This window comes from Gemmatimonadaceae bacterium (assembly GCA_019752115.1).
In the GTDB taxonomy this organism is placed as follows: domain Bacteria; phylum Gemmatimonadota; class Gemmatimonadetes; order Gemmatimonadales; family Gemmatimonadaceae; genus Gemmatimonas.
Genome location: JAIEMN010000064.1, coordinates 1 through 19,479, shown reverse-complemented (window position 1 = coordinate 19,479; position 19,479 = coordinate 1). Strand labels below are relative to the sequence as shown.

The 19,479-nt window shown below is 67.5% G+C and carries 18 protein-coding genes; 11 read left to right on the top strand and 7 right to left on the bottom strand.

Translation table 11 applies throughout. The annotated features are described in order from the left end of the window. The 4 genes from K2R93_20460 to K2R93_20445 all read left to right on the top strand — a co-directional run. Positions 1–486 (top strand): isoamylase early set domain-containing protein (locus tag K2R93_20460; protein MBY0492224.1); only part of this gene is annotated, 486 nt, incomplete at its 5' end. Then, a complete protein-coding gene (locus K2R93_20455; protein ID MBY0492223.1) occupies positions 486–1,211 on the top strand; it encodes a hypothetical protein in 726 nt (241 codons plus the stop codon). The genes K2R93_20460 and K2R93_20455, both read left to right, overlap by 1 nt. 74 nt (positions 1,212–1,285) lie before the next feature. Beyond that, on the top strand, positions 1,286–2,659 hold the full coding sequence (locus K2R93_20450; GenBank protein MBY0492222.1) for a glycogen-binding domain-containing protein: 1,374 nt from the start codon (positions 1,286–1,288) through the stop codon (positions 2,657–2,659). A 175-nt stretch (positions 2,660–2,834) separates the two neighbouring features. After that, positions 2,835–3,209: a four helix bundle protein gene (locus tag K2R93_20445; GenBank protein MBY0492221.1), complete on the top strand. Its 375-nt coding sequence runs from the start codon at positions 2,835–2,837 to the stop codon at positions 3,207–3,209. Positions 3,210–3,354: 145 nt separating this feature from the next. Here K2R93_20445 and K2R93_20440 read toward each other — a convergent pair whose 3' ends face one another. Beyond that, on the bottom strand, positions 3,355–5,178 hold the full coding sequence (locus K2R93_20440; protein ID MBY0492220.1) for a hypothetical protein: 1,824 nt from the start codon (positions 5,176–5,178) through the stop codon (positions 3,355–3,357). A 62-nt stretch (positions 5,179–5,240) separates the two neighbouring features. Continuing rightward, positions 5,241–5,867: a porin family protein gene (locus tag K2R93_20435; GenBank protein ID MBY0492219.1), complete on the bottom strand. Its 627-nt coding sequence runs from the start codon at positions 5,865–5,867 to the stop codon at positions 5,241–5,243. A 308-nt stretch (positions 5,868–6,175) separates the two neighbouring features. On the opposite strand from K2R93_20435, the gene queC reads away from it, so the two are divergent. The 6 genes from queC (at position 6,176) to K2R93_20405 (ending at position 12,465) form a co-directional block, all read left to right on the top strand. Next, a complete protein-coding gene (queC, locus tag K2R93_20430) occupies positions 6,176–6,880 on the top strand; it encodes a 7-cyano-7-deazaguanine synthase QueC (protein ID MBY0492218.1) in 705 nt (234 codons plus the stop codon). Between the two features lie 3 nt (positions 6,881–6,883). Further along, on the top strand, positions 6,884–7,522 hold the full coding sequence (queE, locus tag K2R93_20425; protein MBY0492217.1) for a 7-carboxy-7-deazaguanine synthase: 639 nt from the start codon (positions 6,884–6,886) through the stop codon (positions 7,520–7,522). A gap of 323 nt (positions 7,523–7,845) precedes the next feature. After that, positions 7,846–8,256 carry a C40 family peptidase gene (locus K2R93_20420; protein MBY0492216.1) on the top strand — a complete coding sequence of 137 codons (411 nt, stop codon included), beginning with the start codon at positions 7,846–7,848 and terminating at the stop codon, positions 8,254–8,256. Positions 8,257–8,479: 223 nt separating this feature from the next. Next, entirely contained in the window at positions 8,480–10,561 is a 2,082-nt protein-coding gene (locus tag K2R93_20415) for a S9 family peptidase (GenBank protein MBY0492215.1), read from the top strand. Between the two features lie 74 nt (positions 10,562–10,635). Further along, a complete protein-coding gene (locus tag K2R93_20410; protein MBY0492214.1) occupies positions 10,636–11,391 on the top strand; it encodes a YdcF family protein in 756 nt (251 codons plus the stop codon). A gap of 129 nt (positions 11,392–11,520) precedes the next feature. Continuing rightward, complete coding sequence (locus K2R93_20405) at positions 11,521–12,465, top strand: ELKS/Rab6-interacting/CAST family protein (protein ID MBY0492213.1); 945 nt, start codon at positions 11,521–11,523, stop codon at positions 12,463–12,465. Here K2R93_20405 and K2R93_20400 read toward each other — a convergent pair. The 3 genes from K2R93_20400 to K2R93_20390 are packed head-to-tail and all read right to left on the bottom strand — an operon-like array spanning position 12,449 to position 15,611. Beyond that, complete coding sequence (locus K2R93_20400; GenBank protein ID MBY0492212.1) at positions 12,449–14,104, bottom strand: hypothetical protein; 1,656 nt, start codon at positions 14,102–14,104, stop codon at positions 12,449–12,451. The genes K2R93_20405 and K2R93_20400 overlap by 17 nt on opposite strands. Next, complete coding sequence (locus K2R93_20395; GenBank protein ID MBY0492211.1) at positions 14,079–14,513, bottom strand: DUF983 domain-containing protein; 435 nt, start codon at positions 14,511–14,513, stop codon at positions 14,079–14,081. The genes K2R93_20400 and K2R93_20395 overlap by 26 nt, the downstream gene beginning before the upstream one ends. Further along, a complete protein-coding gene (locus tag K2R93_20390; protein ID MBY0492210.1) occupies positions 14,514–15,611 on the bottom strand; it encodes an alpha/beta fold hydrolase in 1,098 nt (365 codons plus the stop codon). It lies immediately after the preceding gene. 85 nt (positions 15,612–15,696) lie between these two features. Between K2R93_20390 and K2R93_20385 the strand changes: the two genes are divergently transcribed. Beyond that, positions 15,697–17,151 carry a protein kinase gene (locus K2R93_20385; GenBank protein MBY0492209.1) on the top strand — a complete coding sequence of 485 codons (1,455 nt, stop codon included), beginning with the start codon at positions 15,697–15,699 and terminating at the stop codon, positions 17,149–17,151. Positions 17,152–17,956: 805 nt separating this feature from the next. On the opposite strand, the gene K2R93_20380 is transcribed toward K2R93_20385, so the two are convergent. Then, the gene (locus tag K2R93_20380; protein MBY0492208.1) at positions 17,957–18,745 is read right to left on the bottom strand and encodes a hypothetical protein; all 789 of its coding nucleotides are present in this window, start codon (positions 18,743–18,745) and stop codon (positions 17,957–17,959) included. 423 nt (positions 18,746–19,168) lie between these two features. Beyond that, positions 19,169–19,479 (bottom strand): hypothetical protein (locus K2R93_20375; GenBank protein ID MBY0492207.1); only part of this gene is annotated, 311 nt, incomplete at its 5' end.

Genomic DNA, 19,479 nt, shown 5'->3' with positions numbered 1-19,479 from the left:
TGCGTCGCGGCCGTGCTCGCCGCATCGGCGGCGCCGGCTGGCGAGGCCTCGCGGCGTCGGTGGCAGCCCCGCTGGTGGTGGGGCGCCGCCGCGGCGGCCGTGCTGGTGGTGACCGTCTCGCGTCCATGGCGGGCCGATCTGCCGCAGCGCGCGGCCGACAGTACGGCGACCCCCGGGTCGGCCACCCCCGCGTCACCCGTCGGTGCCATTTCGGAGGACGCCGCCGGCAACGTGCACTTCGAGCTCGCGCTGCCGCGTCAGGCGGCCGCGGTTTCCATCGTGGGCGACTTCAACGGCTGGGACGCGAAGGCCACGCCCATGACGCGTGACGGCGGCGAGTGGAGCGCCAAGGTGGCGCTGCCGCCCGGTCGCCACGTGTACGCCTTTGTCGTGGATGGCGCGACTTGGGTGGTGGATCCCATGGCGCCGCAGGTGCCGGACGCGGGCTACGGCCCCACCAACGCCGTCATCGTGGATCCGCGCTGATGGTCGGTCTGGGCACGACGCTGCTGATGGTCGCGCAGTTCAGCGCGCAGCTGGCAACCACCGCGTTGCCGGCGACCCGCGCCGTCGTGTCCGATACCCTGCCGGCGGTCACCGCGCCCGCGCGTCCGCTCTCCGGCGCGCCGCAGCCGGCGCAGTTCGACGCCTCCCGCTTCGACTCGCTCACCGCGCTCAGCCTGCGCAACATGCTCGACGAAGCATACGACCGCGGCCTGCCGGTGCGCCTGCTCGTGAATCGCGCGCTGGAAGGCGCGGCGCGCCGCGTCAGTGGCCCGCGCATCTTGCGCGTGGTGCGCGAGTTCTCCGATGCCCTGGCCACGGCCAAGTTCGCCTTGGGCGACGGCTCCACCGAAGCCGAACTCGACGCGGCGGCCACGGCCATCAGGGCCGGCATCGAGCCGCGCACGCTGGCCGGCCTGCGGACCACGCGACCGGCCGGGACCGCCGTGACCGCGCTCGTGGTGCTGACCGATCTGGTCGGCCGGGGCGTGCCGCTCCCGACGGCCCGCGAAGCGGTCACGACCTTGGCCGCCCAGTCGCGCTCGGATGAGTCGCTGACGGGCCTCCAGCAGACGGTGGCAAAGAATTCGCAGCGGGGGCCCGGTATGGCTCTCGATGCGCTCAATCGCTATGTTCGTGGAACAGTCTCCGGCGCCTTCCCGCCCGGAGCATCGGCAGGCAAACCAGTTCGCCCACCCGATCCGTGACGCACGCCCGCCCAGTCTTTCGCGCGTCGCGCCGCCCCTCGCCGAGCCCTGCGCTCGCGAGCCGCGGATGGGCTGTGCCATGCCTACTGTCGTCGGCGTTGGCGGTGCTGCTCCCCTGGCGGGCGAGCGCGCAGGCGCGCGGCGACGCCCCCATCGCCCCCGCCTCCACGATCGGCCCCGTCACCGACGGCTCGACACTCTCGGTGCTGGGGCTCGCGTCCTCGGACGGGTCGAACAGCCTCAACAACCGGAACCAGCTCTGGTTCGGTGCCACGCAGCGGGTGGGGCAGCTGGGGCGCGTCAACTTCGCGGCCATGGCGAGCGGCAACTGGCGTTTCCGCGACGCGCTCGGTGGTGATGCCACCACGCAGGGCATGCTCGCCTTCCGTGCGCGCACCCGGCTGGGCAACCAGCGGCTCTGGAGTGCGGTGAGCTACGGGCAGGCCAATCTCGACGGCAGTTCGGCCAGCGGGCTCGTGGGCGTGGCACCGGTCTCGATGGCCAGCAACACGGTCTTCGATTCCCCGTCCGCCGACACGACCATTTCGCGTCGCATCGATGTCGGGCGCATCAGCCGGGCGGAAGCGGGGATGGTGTCGAACCTCGGCGGCATCGAGTTCTCCGTCGGCATGAGCGTGGAGCGGGCCTCCCGCGTCACCACGCAGACGATCACGGTGAGCGAAGCCGATGCGGTACCGGTCATGACATCGCTCGGGCTCGTGCGCCGCTCGACCAGCCGCACGCAGCGCACGCTGCAGCGGCGCGACGTCGCCACCGGCATGGCGTCGATGGGCTTCAACACCGGCTCCACGACGTGGCTGCTCTCGGTGGCCACGCCGCTCGTGAGCTCACTCGACAGCGACGATTTGGCCCCCAAGGCGGCACCGGTGCCGACGATCGCCTCGATCGCCATCGTGCAGCCGGTCACGCAGTGGCTGTCGCTCGTGGGCGCGGCCGCGTCGAACACCGCCACGATGGGGGGCGCGCAGTTCCGCGATCAGGTGCAGGGCCCGCGCCGCGACTTCTCCCCGATGGTCGCATTGGGCGTGCGCATCTCCCGCTTCCATGATCGCGATGGCGACGGGACGCCGGGCGGCATTCTCGCCTTCGAAACGCGCACGCTCGGTGCGGTTGACTCCATCTCCATCGAACGGGCCCCCGAAGCCGTCACGCGCCTCGAAGGCGACACGCTCCGCGTGGTGCTGCTCATCGATGCGCCGCGTGCCGAGTCGGTCGAACTGATGGGCGATCCCACCGAGTGGAGCGTCCGCTCGATGCGGCGCAACGCCGCCGGCCGCTGGCGCGCCGAACTCAAACTATCGCCGGGAATGCATCGCATCATCGTGCGATCGGATGGCGGCAAGTGGGTCGCGCCGCCGGGGCTGCCGGTGGCGTCGGATGACTATGGGTCGCCGGTGGGGATGATCGTGGTTCGGGGGAGACGGTAGCGGGGCGCCTTTGGCGCCCCGTTTTTTTTGAGTGGAGAGGCGAGAGGCGAGTGGGAGTTGGGGTGGTGAGACTGAGTGGTGAGACTGAGTGGTGAGGATGAGTGGTGAGTGCTTTGGGTACAACGTGCGTTGGAATGGTGAGAGGGTCTGACGGCGTTGGTGTTACCGTCGCGGCATGACTCAGAACCCAGACCGACTGCAGGTACTCACCAAGGCGAAACAGCTGGCGATCAGTGTGCATCTGCTGTGTGACCGTCACCAGAGCGCGCTGAAGCGGCAGATGCCGACGTTGCGCACGCAACTCCTACGGGCGGTGGACTCGGTGCCGCTGAACATTGCGGAAGGCGCCGGGAAGGGCTCGCCGGCGAGCTTCAGCTATCATCTCGACGTGGCGATCGGCTCGTGCAATGAGGTCGAAGTGCAGCTCGATCTCGCGATCGCGGTCGGGGCGCTGCCGACCACGGCCAAGCCGCTGCTGGCACAGGTGGTCGAGGTGCGGCGCATGGCGATCGGCCTGCGCAAGAGAATCCTCTCGCGGGGAACGGAATGAGGCCGGGCGCGAAGCGCCCGGCCTCTTGGGGATTGCTTGGAGAAGCGAGAGGCGAGTGGGAGTTTGGGTGGTGAGCGGGAGTGCTCAGTACTGCCGCTCACCACGCAAACTCCCACTCGCCTCTCGCCTCTCAAGGAAACCCCACCTAGTTCTTCCCGCCCCGCACCCGAATCGTCTGACTCGTCGAGTCCGTCCCCCCCGCCCCCGACACCACCAGCGTGAGTTGGTACTCACCGGGCGGCACGTTCGGGAAGTTGATCTGGAGGGAACGCCCCGGCCCACCATCCGGGCGGCCGTTGTCGTTGTACTTGATCGAGACGGGCGTCAGCGCCTTCGACAAGCCGAGCGACGCGCCGAACTTCTGCATGAAGCTGGCGCCGAGTCGGGTGGCGCGGAGTTGTACCTGGAGCGGCGCGCCGGGGCTGGCCTGGCGGTACATCTCCCAGTAGATGCCGATCTGCGTGCCGCCTTCGATGTCGGTCGAGCCGTAGGCCTGCGTGGCATTGCGCTCGAGCGACGGCGTGAGCGAGGCATCGCCGCGGGCGAGGAGCAGGAAGTCGGACAGGCGCGTGCCGGGGGGCAGTGGTTGCACCGTGGTGCGTACGCGCGCGGCGCGCTTGCTCACCGGGGCCAGCACCTCGAGGCTCGCGATCTTCGGCTCGGTGAGCGGCACGAGCAGCGCGCCGTTGGCGCCGGCGCTGTCCTTCTTCGTTTGCACCGGCGTGCGGCCGTTGAGCGCATCGAGCGTGACGCCCGCGGTGTACGGCGCCTTGCCCATCTCGAGATCGCGCACCAGGCGATAGCCAGCGGCGACGAGCGTGGTGTCGCCGCGCACAAAGCGGGCGAACTGATGCGGCAGCGCGCCGAAGCCGGCGGCGTAGCGCGTGCTGTAGCGCATCCGCGCCTTCTTGCGCATCGGGTCCCAGTCCACGGCGGTGGCGGTCAGCGGCTTGTTGATCGCCTCGAGCGTGGGCATGAAGTCATAGCTCGGCGTCGGCTCATGGCCGATCACCTGCGGCGGGCGCGGATCGGCGACACCGCCGTTCTGCACGCTCCACGCGGCGGGCCAGCCGTAGCGGACCTGCGATTCGAGCAGGTCATCGCCCCACTGCAGGTCGTACGGAATGCGGCCGAGTGAGTGAATGCGCGACATCGTGCGGCGCGCGTACAACTCGTTCTCGAGATCGTTGCCGTCGGTCATCCAGAGCGGCTGCCCGAGGCGGAAGATCTTGGCGTTCTCGCCGGCGCGATTGGCGCAGCCGAGCGCCTTGTAGGTGGGCTGCATCGCCGGGTCGAGCCAGAGCGTGAGATCGGTCCACGCGCAGCGCTGCGCCTCCGGCATCGCGGCGAGCGCGCGCGAGAACGCGGCGGCCGCATCCTTGTGGCGATTCGCATTGTGCAGCGCGAGCCCTTCGAGCGCCGCACACCACCAGGCAGTGCCCTTGCAGGCGCGCGCGGCGCGGATGGCGGTGTCGGGGAACTGCGCTTCGATGGCGTAGCGCACGCGCATGCCGTTCACCCAGTCATCGCGCGGGTCCGAGGCCTGCGCCTGCCCCAGAAACTCCAGCAGCTGCTCGCGCTCGATCTTGGCATCGTTGCGCTCGGCGGGCGGCGGGACATCGCCGTTGTTGTTCCAGTAGCAGATGCGTCCGATCGGCACTTCGCACGTTGCATCGGCGCCGCCGTTGTAGAAGCGGAGGCCGAGGCGATGGTTGCGCTCGAAGGCATCCTGCTGCTGGCGCGCCTGCCTGCCGATCGAGCTGATCGAACCGGAGGTCCCGCGCAGCGGGTCGAGCGGCGCCTGCGGGCGCGCGCTGTCGGGTGTGGCGCCGGATTGAGCGGCGGCCGGCGTGATCGCGAACACGCCGAGCAGGAGCATGCTCGCGAACGGGCGCGTCACGCGGCGGAAACGTCGCGGCGCGGCGCCGAACACGGCGCCACGCAGCAACTGGGCAATGCGATGATCCACGAGTCGTCTTCTGAGGTGGTCCAACAGTCCGGCGAAACTTAGCCCCAGAAGCGCCGACGGGATCAGAAGGAGAGTTTCATCCCCGCCGTCAGCGCCCAGTTATGGGCCAGGTTGCCGTCGGCCCGAAAGCCTATGGCCTGTTCCGAGTTGAAACGGCTGATCCAGTCCTTCGCCTGCGCACGCAGCGCGAAGCCCTTCGACAAGCCGATATCGATCCCTACCCCGGCGGAGTACGCGACGTTCGAGGCCCGCGTGTTGAAGACGCTCGCCTGGATGTCGTTCGTCATGCCGCCGATCCCTCCCTGCACGAACGGCGCGATCCCCGTGGCGCGGTTCCCCAGCCCGCCAATCTCGAGGCCGGCGTCGTAGAGCCACGTCTTCGCACTCCCGACATTGACACCTCCGATGAGGGGCAACCCGATGCGCAAGTCACCGCTGGCGTAGGCGAGGTTGCCAACGAGCGCGACGCCACGGGTGAGCGGGACGCTCCCCTGCACACCGGCCATCGGCGCATTGCTGTTCTTGAGGCTCGTGCCGATCGGGCCGTCATACCAATTGCCGGTCACGAGGTACCCGGCAAACGGGGTCAGGGTGGCGCCGGCCCCCGCCTGCGCATGCAGGGGCACAGCAAGAAGGGCGGCACCGGCCGCGGCGGCCACGAACGAGCGGCGAACAGTCGAGGTGATCATGGACAGAACTCCGGTTGGAGAGACGCGTCCATGGAGGGGCATACCTCGCGCCGGGCGGGGAGCACGCAGATAAAGCCTTACTGGGCTTTTACTTATCGATTTCTACGGCGACTCAGGTGTCCTCGTTTCAGGACATCTCCAGGTCGCTGGCGTCCTCGCCGGGACTATGGAAAAGGTCTCGCACAGAGGCACAGGGGACACAGAGGGGCACAGAGTTTGTTTCTGTCTCTGTGCCCCTCAGTGTCCCCTGTGCCTCTGTGCGAGAACTCCGCGCCCGCCGAGCGCGCATAATCTTTTAAGTTGCTCCGATGCCGAACGTTGCCTCCCAGAAGCCGGCCGTCGTCCTCCTGAGCGGCGGGCTCGACTCCACCACGGTGCTCGCCGTCGCGAAGCGCCAGGGCTTTACCCCGTATGCCATGACCTTCCGGTACGGGCAGCGGCACAGCGTGGAGATCGAGGCGGCGCGGCGCGTGGCGGCGGCGCAGGGGGTGGCTCAGCACGTCGTCGTGGACATCGACCTCCGGCAGTGGGGCGGCTCGGCGCTGACGTCCGACGCCGAGGTCCCCAAGGACCGGGACCTCGCCGAGCATAGTGCGGAGATTCCGGTGACCTACGTGCCGGCCCGCAACACGATCTTCCTCTCCTTCGCCCTGGCGTGGGCGGAAGTGCTCGGCGCGCAGGCCATCTTCATTGGGGTGAACGCCTTGGACTACTCCGGCTATCCCGACTGCCGCCCGGAATACGTGGCGGCGTTCGAGACGATGGCCAACCTGGCGACGCGCGCCGGCGTCGAGGGGACGGGGCGGATCACTATTCACGCCCCCCTGCAGCATCTGACCAAGGCGGGGATCGTGGAGCTGGGGCGGAGCCTGGGGGTGGACTACAGCCTTACGACCAGCTGCTACGACCCGGCGCCGGACGGTACCGCCTGCGGCCACTGCGACGCCTGTCAGCTGCGGCTCAAGGGATTTGAAGAGGCGGGGGCGAGCGACCCCATCGCCTACGCGCGCTGAGCCATGGCCTACACCGTCAAGGAGTGCTTCTACACCCTGCAGGGCGAGGGGGTGAACGCCGGCCGCGCGGCGGTCTTCTGCCGGTTTTCGGGGTGTAACCTCTGGACCGGCCGGGAGCAGGACCGTGGGACGGCCGTCTGCACCTTTTGTGATACCGACTTCGTCGGCGTCGGCCCGGATGGGGGGAAGTTTGCGACCGCCGCCGAGCTGGCGGCCTTTGTGAAGAGCCGCTGGCCGGCCGACGCGCCGGCGGATGTCCGGCCCTTCGTGGTGTGCACCGGTGGCGAGCCGCTCCTCCAGCTGGACGACGCGGCCGTGGCCGCCTTGCACGCGGCCGGGTTCGAGGTCGCGGTCGAGACGAACGGCACCCAGCCGGCGCCGGCGGGGCTCGATTGGATTTGTGTGAGCCCCAAGGCCAACGCCGAGGTGGTGCTCACCGCGGGCGACGAGCTCAAGCTGGTCTTTCCGCAGGCGCTGGCCCGGCCGGAACGGTTCGAGCAGCTCGATTTCCGGCACTTCCTGCTGCAGCCCATGGACGGTCCCGAGCAGGCCGAGAACACCCGGGCGGCGCTCGCGTATTGCCTCGCCCACCCCCGCTGGCGGCTGTCGGTCCAAACGCACAAAGCGCTCGGGATTCGCTGACCCGCCGGGTCGTTCCCGCACCGGGCAAACCCTTGCCCGCCACGTGACGGCTGCCTCTGGTGTGACGCGTGACGATGGGGTAGGTTGGGGGTCCTTGGATAGGCGACGCCACAGCCGACACCGGTTGGCGCGACCCGTCTACTGACCCTGCTCCCCGCGCCCGCGTGCCCCATTTCCGTCGCCACCTGCTGCCTGTAGTCGCTGCTGCCCTCGTGGCGGTGGCGTCGTCGGCGCAGGCGCAGAGCACGGAAGCGATCTCGCCCAAGAAGCCGTTCGCCGCGTTCAGCGCGTCGGCCGAGCGTCTGCGCGATAGCGTTGTGGCGATGGCGCGTGGGTCGGTGGGCACGCGCTACAAGCTCGGCGGCACGAAGCCGGGCGTCGGTCTCGATTGCAGCGGTCTCGTGCGCTATGCGATGAGCGTGATCGACCTGGTCATGCCGCGCACCGCCGCGACGCAGGCCAAGGCTGGTACCGAAGTGCCGAAGGATCTCACCGCGCTCAAGCCGGGTGATGTGCTCACGTTCGGTCGCGGCCAGCGCATTTCGCACGTCGGCATTTACGTGGGCGACGGCAAGATGGTGCACGCCAGCACGTCGCAGCGCCGCGTGATCGAAACGTCGATCACCGCCCGCAACCCGCTGCTCCGCCAGTGGAAGGGTGTCCGCCGCTTCGTCGACGGCGCCTCGGCGAAGTTCCGCGATTCCGTGCTCGCCTTCGCGGATACGCTGCAGTAAGCCACTCTCCGTTTCGAAATGCTGCCGATGCCTTTGGGTGTCGGCTTTTTGTTTTTTGGCCACGGATTTCACGGAAACGCACCGTGTCGTCCCGTGCGCGAGAGGGAACCGTGCGTTTCCGCGTAATCCGTGGCGATTTTTTCAGCGGCGGAGCGGTTGCGCCTGAGCAGCGGCGATCGCACGATATGGCACGCTGTTTCCCGCCCACCCCGATGAGGTCTGCATGACGATTCGATTCCTGCGCACGGCCGTCTTCGCCTGCGCCGCGACGGTCGCCTTCGCGCCGTCGTGGTCCCTGGCCCAGTCGCCCGCGGCCCCGAAAGACCGGCTCACGATCGCCGACTACTTCAACTGGGAAGACGTCGCCAATCCGACGATCTCCCCCGATGGCAAGCAGGTGCTCTACACGCGCACCTGGATCGATCAGATCAACGACAAGCGCGAGTCGTCGGTGTGGATCATGAACATCGACGGCACCAAGAACCGCTTCCTCGTGAAGGGCGCCGATGCGAAGTGGGCGCCGGATGGCTCGCGCATCGCGTACATCGCGCCGGGAGAGCCCGGCGGGGCGCAGATCTGGGTGCGCTACATGGACGCCGAAGGCGCCACCACGCAGATCACGCGACTCACCGAAACGCCGGATGGCCTCGAGTGGAGCCCCGACGGCAAGACGCTCGCGTTCGGCATGCTCGTGCGCGGCGGCGACGAGATGCGCATCGCGATGCCCACCCCACCCAAGGGCGCGAAGTGGACCGAAGCGCCGCGCGTGGTGACCAAGGTGAAGTATCGCGCCGACCGGCAGGGGTTCCTCGAGAACGGGCTGCGCCAGCTCTTCACGGTGCCCGCCGATGGCGGTACGCCGCATCAGGTCACGACCGGTGACTGGCCGTCGAACGGCACGACCTGGACGCCCGACGGCAAGCGCCTGCTCTTCACGTCGCTGCGCACGCCCGACGCCGAGTATGCGTGGCGCGAGAGCGAGATCTACGCCGCCGATGTCGCCACCGGTGCGATCACCGCACTCACGAAGCGCAAAGGGCCGGACAACAACCCGACGCCGAGCCCGAACGGGCAGTACATCGCCTACACGGGCTACGACAGCACCGATGCCACGTGGAAGGACGCCGCGCTCTATGTGATGAACGCCGACGGCAGCGGCGTGCGTGTGCTCACCGAGAAGCTCGACCGGTCGCCGGCCGGGCTGCTGTGGGCGCCGGACAACAGCGGCGTGTACTTCAACGTCGAGAACGAAGGCTCGAAGAACCTGTGGTTTGCGTCGCTCAAGGGAGAGGTCCGGCAGGTCACGAAGGGCGTGCAGGTGCTCACCGTGACCGACCTCGGCGCGTCGTTCATGGCGGTTGGGGTCAACACCACGCCGACCAAGCCGAACGATGTCGTGGCGTTCGACGTGCGCACGCCTGACGGGCGTATGCCGGTGCTCAAGCAGCTCACCGACGTGAACGCCGACGTCCTCGCTGGCAAGCAGCTCGCCACCACCGAAGAGGTGTGGTACACGTCGGTGGATGGGTACAAGATTCAAGGATGGATCGTGAAGCCGGCGGGCTTCGATCCGTCGAAGAAGTATCCGCTGATGCTCGAGATTCACGGCGGGCCGCACAGCATGTACAACGTCGCGTTCAACTTCTCGCGGCAGGACCACGCGTCGAACGGCTACGTGATGCTGTACACGAATCCGCGCGGCTCCACCGGCTACGGCAGCGCCTTCGGCAACGCGATCAAGAACGCCTACCCCGGCAAGGACTTCAACGATCTCATGGCCGGCGTCGACACCGTGGTGAACCGCGGCTTCGTTGACAACAATCGGCTCTATGTGTTCGGCTGCTCCGGCGGTGGCGTGCTGACCGCGTGGACGGTGGGGCATACCGATCGGTTCGCCGGCGCGGTGTCGATGTGCCCGGTCATCGACTGGGTGAGCTTCGTCGGCACGACCGACGGCTCGAGCTGGTACTACAACTTTGCCAAGTACCCGTGGGAAGATCCGAGTGAGCACCTCAAGCGCTCGCCGCTCATGTACGTCGGCAACGTGAAGACGCCCACGATGCTCATGACGGGTGTGAATGACCTGCGCACGCCGATCTCGCAGACCGAGGAGTTCTACGAGGCGCTCAAGATCCGGAAGGTGCCCACGGCCATGATCCGGTTCAACAACGAGTGGCACGGCACCAGCTCCACGCCGAGCAACTTCATTCGCACGCAGCTCTACCTGCGCAGCTGGTTCGACAAGTACCGCCAGCCGCCGACCAACTCGAAGGCGATGCAGAACCAGCAGGAGCCGCAGCCCTGAGCGACCTGCTGCTGCGCGGACGGGGGCGCGAGGTAGGACAGCGCGCCCCCGTCTGGCTGGTACGCGCCTGTGGCGTGGCCGTGGGGCTCGCCATGGTGCAGTTCGGCGATGAGCTGGGCCTCTGGATGTCGGCCGGCGTGTCGCTGCACGTGATGCGCCTGGGCTTTGGACTCCTGGGCGCGGCGCTGGCCACGTCGTCGTTCGGCGCGTGGCTCTGGCTCCTGCTTGGTGCAGAAATCACAGTTTTTGCGCTGGCGGTCTACACGCCGCTCGTGGTACCGCTGGCGCCGCGCTTCGTGCGCTCGGACGTCCCCGGCCCGGCCGATGCCATCGTGGTCTTTTCGGGGAGTGTGAATTCGGCGGGCCGCGTGCACGACGCCGCACTCGAGCGGCTGCTCTCGGCGCTGCAGATCGCCCGGGCGCGCCGGATCGTCCAGCTGGGGCTGTCGGTGGTCGCCGATGAACACGATGCCCGGACGCCGGGCTCCGACCGCGATCAGCGTGAGCTGGTGGCGCTCGCGCTCCCCGGCGTCGAGCCACGCTTCGTCCGGGATGTGCACAGCACCCGCGATGAGGCACTCGCCTTTGCCGCCCTCGCGCGCACGCACGGCTGGCGGCGGGTGATCGCGGTGACGTCGCCGATGCACTCGCGGCGCGCCTGTGCGGCGCTGGAGGCCGCCGGGCTGGCGGTGGAGTGCCGCCCCGCCACCGAGCGCGAGTACGACCTGCGACGCCTCGACCGCCCGGGGAACCGCCGGCTCGCGATGCAGGATGTGGTGTATGAAGCCGCGGCCACACTGCTGTACCGGGCGCGGGGGTGGATGCGCTGAGCCGTGCCCGGGGCCACCAGCCCCCGCAATTTCCCGGACCAATTTGGGTTTTGTGTGATCTGGGCCACTTTCAGCGGGTACCCGAGCCCGGTACGTTCCCGGGGCAAACCAACCCCAACTCCCGAACCGATGCGCCTGTTCCACGGTATGCGCACGACCGCGTTGGCCCTCACGGCCCTCGCGCTCACGACCGCCTGCACCGACACCGCCTCCCGCGCCCGCGCCGATTCTCTGGCTGCGGCGCTGGCCACGGCGACCGCCGCCCGCGACTCCCTGCAGGGACTCGTGCAGGGCTCCTCCGCCGACAAGGACCGCGCCATGGCGCAGGTCGTCGAGGCGTCCAAGTTCGCCGATGAGATCGACGCCGAGCTCCGGAAGGTGAAGGGGCTCTCGAGCAAGGTCTCGGTGAACAAGAGCGACGAATCGGGGAAGACCGAAGCCGCCGCCGCCCAGAAGGACATCCTCGATCGTCTCGCGCAGCTGCGTCAGCGGCTCGCCGCGCGCCAGAAGCAGGTCGCGGCGCTCCTCGACACGCTCAAGACGATGCGGGCCGATTCGACCGCCACGGCCACGCTCCTCGCGGATCTGAACGCGCGCCTGTCACAGCGCGACAAGGAAATCGCGGCCTTCCAGGACGAGATCCGTCAGCTGCGCTCGGCCAACGAAACGCTCGTCGCCGAAAAGGCGGTGCTCAACGACACCGTGAAGGCGATGGACGTGCGCGAGAACAAGGTCTTCTACATCGTGGGCTCGCGGCGCCAGCTGCTCGCCGACGGCGTGGTGGCCGAAGAAGGCGGCTCGCGCGGCCTGCTGATCGTCAAGCTCGGCAAGACGCTCGTGCCGGCGCGCTCGATCCCCGAAGCCAAGTTCACCGGCGCCGATCGCCGGCAGACGCTCACGATTCCGCTCCCCAAGGGCGACCGGGCGTACAAGATCGTCTCGCGCCACGACGTGGGGCTGATCGAAGTCGCCAAGAAGGAAAAGGACGGCTCGTTCCGTGGCGAAAGCATCCGTATCACCGATCCGGCCAAGTTCTGGGCGCCGTCGCGCTATCTGATCATCGCCGAGAAGTAACCCGCAGAACCGTACCGGTGGGCCACCACCGGTACGCCACCCACAGCAACGCGGCGCCTACGGCACTCCAGTAGGCGCCGCGTTGTGCATGGAGGGCCAGCGGAATCGCATCCTGCAGCAGCAGCGGCGCCGGCTCGGCGAAACGCACCCACCACGCGCTCACGCCCTGTCGGTCGAGCACGACGGCCATCACCCAGCCGGTGATGAGTACCAGGTGCGCGGCAACCTTGTGATTGAGCAGCGCGTGCACCGCGAGCGACAGCGCGGTGAGCTGCACGAAGGGCAACCAGAGCGTGAAGACGGCCCATGTGAGGATGAGCGCCGCCGTTCGCAGCGTGGGGGCACTCCCGAAGGCCAGCAGCGCCCCGACGAGCACCAGCGGCCCAATGACGGCCAGCTGCGCCTGCACCACTCCCAGCAGCCGACCGGTGAACAACGCGCGGGGCGCCACGCCGATGGCGTCGAGCACACTGGCCACGCGCACATCGCGCTCCCGCCACACGAGCTCGCCCGCGTAGACGGTCGCGAGGAGAATGAGAAAGAGGCGGGAGTGGGTGTATACCGCGTCGAGAATGGTGGCCGCGGAGGCCGCGCCGCGCGTCGCGGCCCAAGCGTTCGCGCCGGCATTGAGCACCGCCAGCGCCGACACCGCCCGCCAGCCGCCGTCGAGCGTGATCCAGCCCCGCGTGAACAGTCGGAGTGACTCGCGGGCGCTGGTGGCGTGAGCGAGCGCGGCGATCACGCGCGCGGCGGCCCGCCCCTGCACCGTGCTCGCAGGGTGGGTGGCGGGAGCAAAGAGCCGCGCGCGGCCGCGCGTCAGCAGCCACGCGACGAGCGCGGCCGCCACGCCGAGCCAGAGCACGCGATTGGCCAGCAGCACACCGGTGCCCGGCACGAGGCGCGTGGACTTTTCGGCGTCGCTCCAGCCATGCGCGGCCGCCAGCACGGGGGCGTTCGCGAATGGATCGAGGAGCGCGCCCACGGTGCGCCAGGCCGCGCGGCTTTCGAGTGTCAGCGCACACTGCCAGACCGCCACCAGCGCGAGTGCCGCGATCAGAACGCCCAGCACGCGCTGCGTACGCACGGCCGCGGCGGCGAGGCACACCGTCACCAGGATCGTGGTGGGCACGGTGATGATCGCGAACGCCCGCGCGGCGTGGGCCAGCACCGCAAACGCCGGCATCGTGTCGCCTCCGGCGACGGCGCGGAGCAGCGTGCCGGTGAGCACCCCCAGCGGCATGGCGAGATAGACGGCGAGCATCACGCCCCAGGCGCCGGCAAGGCGCGCGGCGAGCCAGGTCTGCGGAGCCACACCCGTCGTGGCCACGAGCCCGCGAACGCCCAGGGCTTCGTCACGCAGCATCGCGGTCGTGGCGATCATGGTGGTGATCACCTGTCCGAACGCCGTGAGCCCGCCGAACGCCAGCATGAGCGCCCACGGGCTCGTGCGCGGCACCGCGCCGCGATTGGAGACCAGCTCCACCGCATCGCTCGCCGCATAGCCCAGCGCGAGCAGAAAGAAGACCAGCGCATAGAGCGTGGTGAGCGGCTCCCGCGCCTGCGCGCGGAGCTCGAAGCCGGCGAGCGCGCCGAAGCGCGCCCGCTCGACGCGGTCAAACGTGCGGGAGCTCCTGCTCACCGAGCTCGCCACCCACCTGATGCCACTGCAACTCCTCGTCGGACAGCGGACGAATGGCGATGTCCACCGCCAGCCACGTGACCTTCGCGAAGGGATAGCAGAGCACACACCCCGACAGCATCAGGAAGCCGGTCGTGTACGTGATGAAGTCCCAGGGCGGATCGGGCCACGTGACATACACGAAACCGCAGACGCAGAAGAACAGAATGAGTTCAACGGCGATGAGATTGAACAGGTACGCACCGACGAAATAGTCGCCTTCCCCCCGTTCGAGCCGCAGCCCGCACGTCGGGCAGTTCGACTTGAGCTTGCCGAAGCCCGCGAAGATCTTGCCACCACCGCAGTGCGGACAGCGGAGACGCAATGCGCGCAGGATCAGCGTCGTCAGGGGAACCCGCAGAATGGCCACTCAGCGCTCCGGCAGCGCGCCGAGGAACGTGGCGAGATGCGTCCCCCAGATCTTGGGGACGGAGTGCGTGCCGTGCCCGCGCGTCTCCGGCGTGGTCGGCAGCATGATGAACTGCGTCTTGGGCATCTGCTTCGCGTACCGCTCGGCGAGTCCCAGCTCCGGCGGGTTCACGAAGTCATCGGCCGAGTTGATGAACAGCGCCGGTGCGCTGATCTGCGCGAGGTGCGCGCTCGGGTCATAGTCACGCGACGCGTCGAACTGATACAGGAAGTCGTTCGCGTCGGTGCTCTGCATGCGACCATCGAGGTACGCCCGAATGACCGAGTCGGCCTTGTCGCGCGTGGGCGCCTGGGCCTGCTGCAGGAGCGGCGCGCTCGACATGAGATAAAGCATCCCCATTGCGGCGCGCATCCCCGGCGGTTGCGTGGTGTACTCCCCGCCCTTCCACGCCGGGTCGTTCTTGATGAAGTCCATGGCCATGGTGCGCACCATGCGGTTGCGGCCGGCGATCTGCTGCGGCACGCAGGCGAGCGGCGCCAGGCCGTCCATGAAGGCGGGGTACGTGTACCCCCACACCCAGCTGTGCATGCACCCCATCGACGTGCCCATGATGAGGCGCAGATGGTTCACGCCGAGCGACTCGGTGAGCAGGCGGTACTGCGCCTGCACCATGTCGTCGTAGGTGTACTTGGGGAACTTGGCGTGCAGCCCGTCGCTCGGCTTGCTCGAGCCACCGTGGCCGATGCCGTCGGGCAGGATGATGTAGTACTTGCTGCTGTCGAGCAGCTGACCGGGGCCGAACAGTTCGCCGGCGTACGTATTGGACAGAAACGCGCGCCCGGTGCCGCCGGTGCCGTGCAGGATCATGACGGCATTGCGGACCACGCCCTTGGCATCCTTGCGAGGTGCCCCGAGGGTCGTGTAGTGGACCTTCAGTTCGGGGAGCGTCTCGCCGGTGGTGAACCGGAAGTTGCGGAACGTCGCGTCGCCCTGCTTCCCCGCACGCGCCCAGGAGCCCTGCGCGGCAAGGGGAAGGGGCGCCGCCAGCAGGAGGGTCGTCGCGGTGCGGACGAGCCACTGGGGGAGTGAGGGGCGCATGCTGCAAGATACCCGGTTGAGCCGTGGCGCGCGGGGCGGTCGGGCTCGCCTTGCCTTCCCCGGCGCCGTGGCTAGGTTCGCTCAGGTGAGCCAGAACGTCTGCCCCCAGTGCGGGGAGCGCTTCGACGGGGCTGTCCGGTTCTGCCCCAACGATGGCGCGACCCTGAATCCCGGCGAGTCCGACCTGGTCGGCAAGCTCGTTGGCGGCCGCTATCAGGTGATCAAGCGGCTCGGCGAGGGGGGCATGGGTCAGGTCTACTTGGCCGAGCACGTGCGTATGAAGCGGAAGAGCGCCATCAAGATCATGCGCCCCGCCCTCATGCACGAGCCGGAAGCGCTGCAGCGCTTCACGCGCGAGGCCGAAAACGCCAGCAAGATCTCCCACCCCAACGTGGCGAGCATCTTTGACTTCGGTGAGACCGACGAGGGGCTCGTGTACCTCGCCATGGAGTTCATCGATGGCGAACCGCTCTCGGCCGCGCTGGCGCGCGAAAAGGCGTTGCATCCGCTCATCGCGGCCGATGTGATTGGTCAGGCGGCCGATGCGCTGCAGGCGGCCCATGACCTTGGGATTCTCCATCGCGACTTCAAGCCCGACAACCTGATGTTGTCGAAGCGGAGCGATGGCACGTATCTCGTGAAGCTCGTGGACTTCGGCATTGCGCGCGCGATGGACGCGCGAGCGCAGCAGGTAACGCGCACGGGCTTCGCGGTGGGCACGCCGGAGTTCATGAGCCCGGAGCAGTTTTCCGGCGATGTGCTCGACGGACGTTCGGATCAGTACTCGCTCGCGCTTGTAGGCTTTGTGGCGCTCACCGGGCATGAGGCATTCGGCAACTCGTCGAGCAAGGAATCGCTCATTGCCCGCCTCACGAGCCGGCCGCGGCGCCTGGACGAGGTGCGCACCGATCTCGAATGGCCACCGGTCCTGCAGGACATCTTCGACAAGGCGCTCGCGCCCGACCCGACCGACCGCTTCGACCGGGTGGCCGATTTTGGCGCACAGCTCGTATCGGCGATCGCCGACATGACGCCGACGCAGACGGCGGAGATCTATCGCCATGCGCTCGGGCAGCGCGCCCCGGCGAGCGTGCGGCCAGCCATGGAAACGCCGCGCGCCGGGACGCCGGCGGTGGCGAGCATGGCGGTGCCGGCTGCGCCGAAACCGCAGGTGCGTCGGAAGGATCCGATCGAGTTCAAGCGGCGTCCCGCGATTCTGCCGTGGCTGTTCCTGGCCGGCGTCGCGACGTATGGCGTGTGGTGGTATGGGTCCACCAAGCCGAGCGGGGCGGCGCACGATGCGGCGGTGCAGATCGAAGCGACGGCGCTCAGCGTGAAGGCGAAGGTGATGGGGATACTCGGTAAGAGCTCAGCGCCGGCGGATTCCGTGATTCCCGGTGCGCCGACCGCGCCGGCGCCCAAGAAGGCACGGCGGAAGGCTGCGGCGGATTCTGCGGCGCGCGTGGACACGGCGTCGACGAAGGATTCGGTGTCGGTGGTGCGTGATACGTCAGTTCCGCCCGATTCTTTGCATCCCTAGAACAGCACGCGCGCATGGGGTACGTAGAACTACTCCACGACGAAGCGAAGCGCACAGCGAAGGGTTGCGGGCCGATCGGAGCGACGGACGGAGAAGAAAGGCACGATGGACGGGGCTGCCCGACGCATCAACCTCGCTGGCGGATTCCAACGCGTCGCGAATCGCCCCGAACCGAGAAAATATTCTGCTTCTGGACGGCGGCCGACTTGACCGCACGTCCAGAAGCAGTTCAGCGCAGGCACAGTGGCACCGCGAGCGACGACTCGGTGGCCCCCTTGCCCCGTTGAATTTTCAGGAGCTGATCACGAGCACATTCGTTCCAATCGCTTACTCGACGGTTTGCCAATTACGAGCATCAGCCGTACGCCCCCGGAAGGCGATTCGATCACCGACGCCAAGCCTGACGCGTCTCCGCGAACGAGTAAGGAGCTTTGGACGTGCCCGTCGGGAATCGCGGAGGTGCCGCATGAACGAATCCGCCACCCGCGCTTGGCAAGAAGGTCGAGAAGCCTCTGAGCATAGGCTCGGCCTTCCGATACGTTCTGGGCATGCACGGAGACCTGCAGCAGCGCAGAGTCGGCGGTGGAACGCTCGTAGAGCATTGAGTCAGCGTCGGACGCGCACACTCGCCGAAGCTGGCCAGTGCCGCGGTCATCCTGGCAACGGAAGCTGGGAGAAACCGCCTGGACTAGATACATCACGTCCTGTAGGTCATCGGTGTGCGCCGTCTGATTCCTCGAAGCGACGAAGAAGACAAACACGCACAGCGAACCAATGCTCTTTGCCAGTCGATGCACCCACCCGCTCATGCGGCCACCGGTGAACAAGTGCGAAATTCGACCGGGAACGGGATCCATGTCGCACCGCCGTCGTACGATATTTCGTACCACTCCGTCTTGGTGATGCAAATCATCCCCCCAGATCCACTACTGCCAACGTGCACAGTTCCTTGCGACGGAAGGCCGATCAGAATGACCTGTTGGCAGTGAAAGCCATTGTAGATGCCGCGCATGACATCGAGCTTCGCCCCCTGCACCGCGACCTCCGCAAGGTGCACTCCGACACTCATGTAGAGATTTCGAAGGTCCTGTAACGTTACGAACGGCAGACCGTTTTTCCACGTCAACCGTGTAGCAGGTATTCCCTGCACCCCACGAATTGCGGAGAACAGTCCAGCTCGAGACTGACGGTAGTCTAGGCGCATCTCCCCGATTGCCTGCGCTGTAGACGGACAATCGGGCGACCACGAGTTGACTTCGAAGACTGATCCTCGAAGAGTAGCTGCAATAGCCGACCGATCACTCATCCGCCGAACCAGAATTGACGACGTCCGAGCGTCATCGCCCAATGGGGCCAGCTCCCCATTTGAAGGGCGCATTGGATCACCCCCGGAATACTCCCACGGATTCAGGTAGGACATGGCATCGTGGTTCAAGTCTCCGAGGGTACCCCCGGTTTGCGCGGCCAGAACTTCCGCCAGCAACAACGAGTCATACTCCAAATACAGCTTGTTGGCTCCACCAATATCCTCGATCGAAATCAGTCCTGCAGCGGTATCAACCCGCAGAGTTGTCTGGTCATCTGAGAAGCTCATGCCAGGACCACTCCCCGGCGAATAGAGTCTTCGGGCAGTGGCGCCGCGATCACCGACCTTGAGATGACTAGTCATGTCGGACGCACTGCAGGCGCAGCATAGAGCAACCATACCCACGACTGAGATTCGGACTATTCGTTGCATTTCTTCCTCGTGTCAGTGAATTGATCGCGCGACTTCCCTCCCGCGCGAATGCACGTAAGCGGAGACGTCTCGCGCAGTCAGCAAGGGGAAGCCTTACAACTCTCCGTCACATGCTGAGTTACACTTGTGGCGTTCAGCCGACCATTCGAGGCACGTTTCATTGAAGCCACCTCGAACACAGGGGCACGCTTCGGATGGTTTCGAAGCGCGCCCCTGTGTTCTCACTCCTTATGTGTTCTCGGTGCGTGCTGTTCACCAGCCGACAGCACGACGGTCAGATCACTTCCCCGCGTCGAGATCGTTCCAGTTGAGGATCGCATTGAAGGCGAGGAAGTAGGTGCCCTGCGTCTGCCACCTCCAGAAGGGGCGAATGGCGAACATGACCACGTGTCCCTTACCGACGGGCGCGTCCACGAGCTGCGCGCGGTTCGAGAGCGCTTCACCACCTGCAAGCGTGCCGGAGAGCAGCATGTCGGCCGCGTTGGCCGGGAACTGCATGATGACGCGCGGCGTGACGCCGTCGATGCGCGTGGAGCCGCTCACGGGCGCGTCACCGCCACCGAAGCCGCCGCGACCGCCGGCGCCGCCGC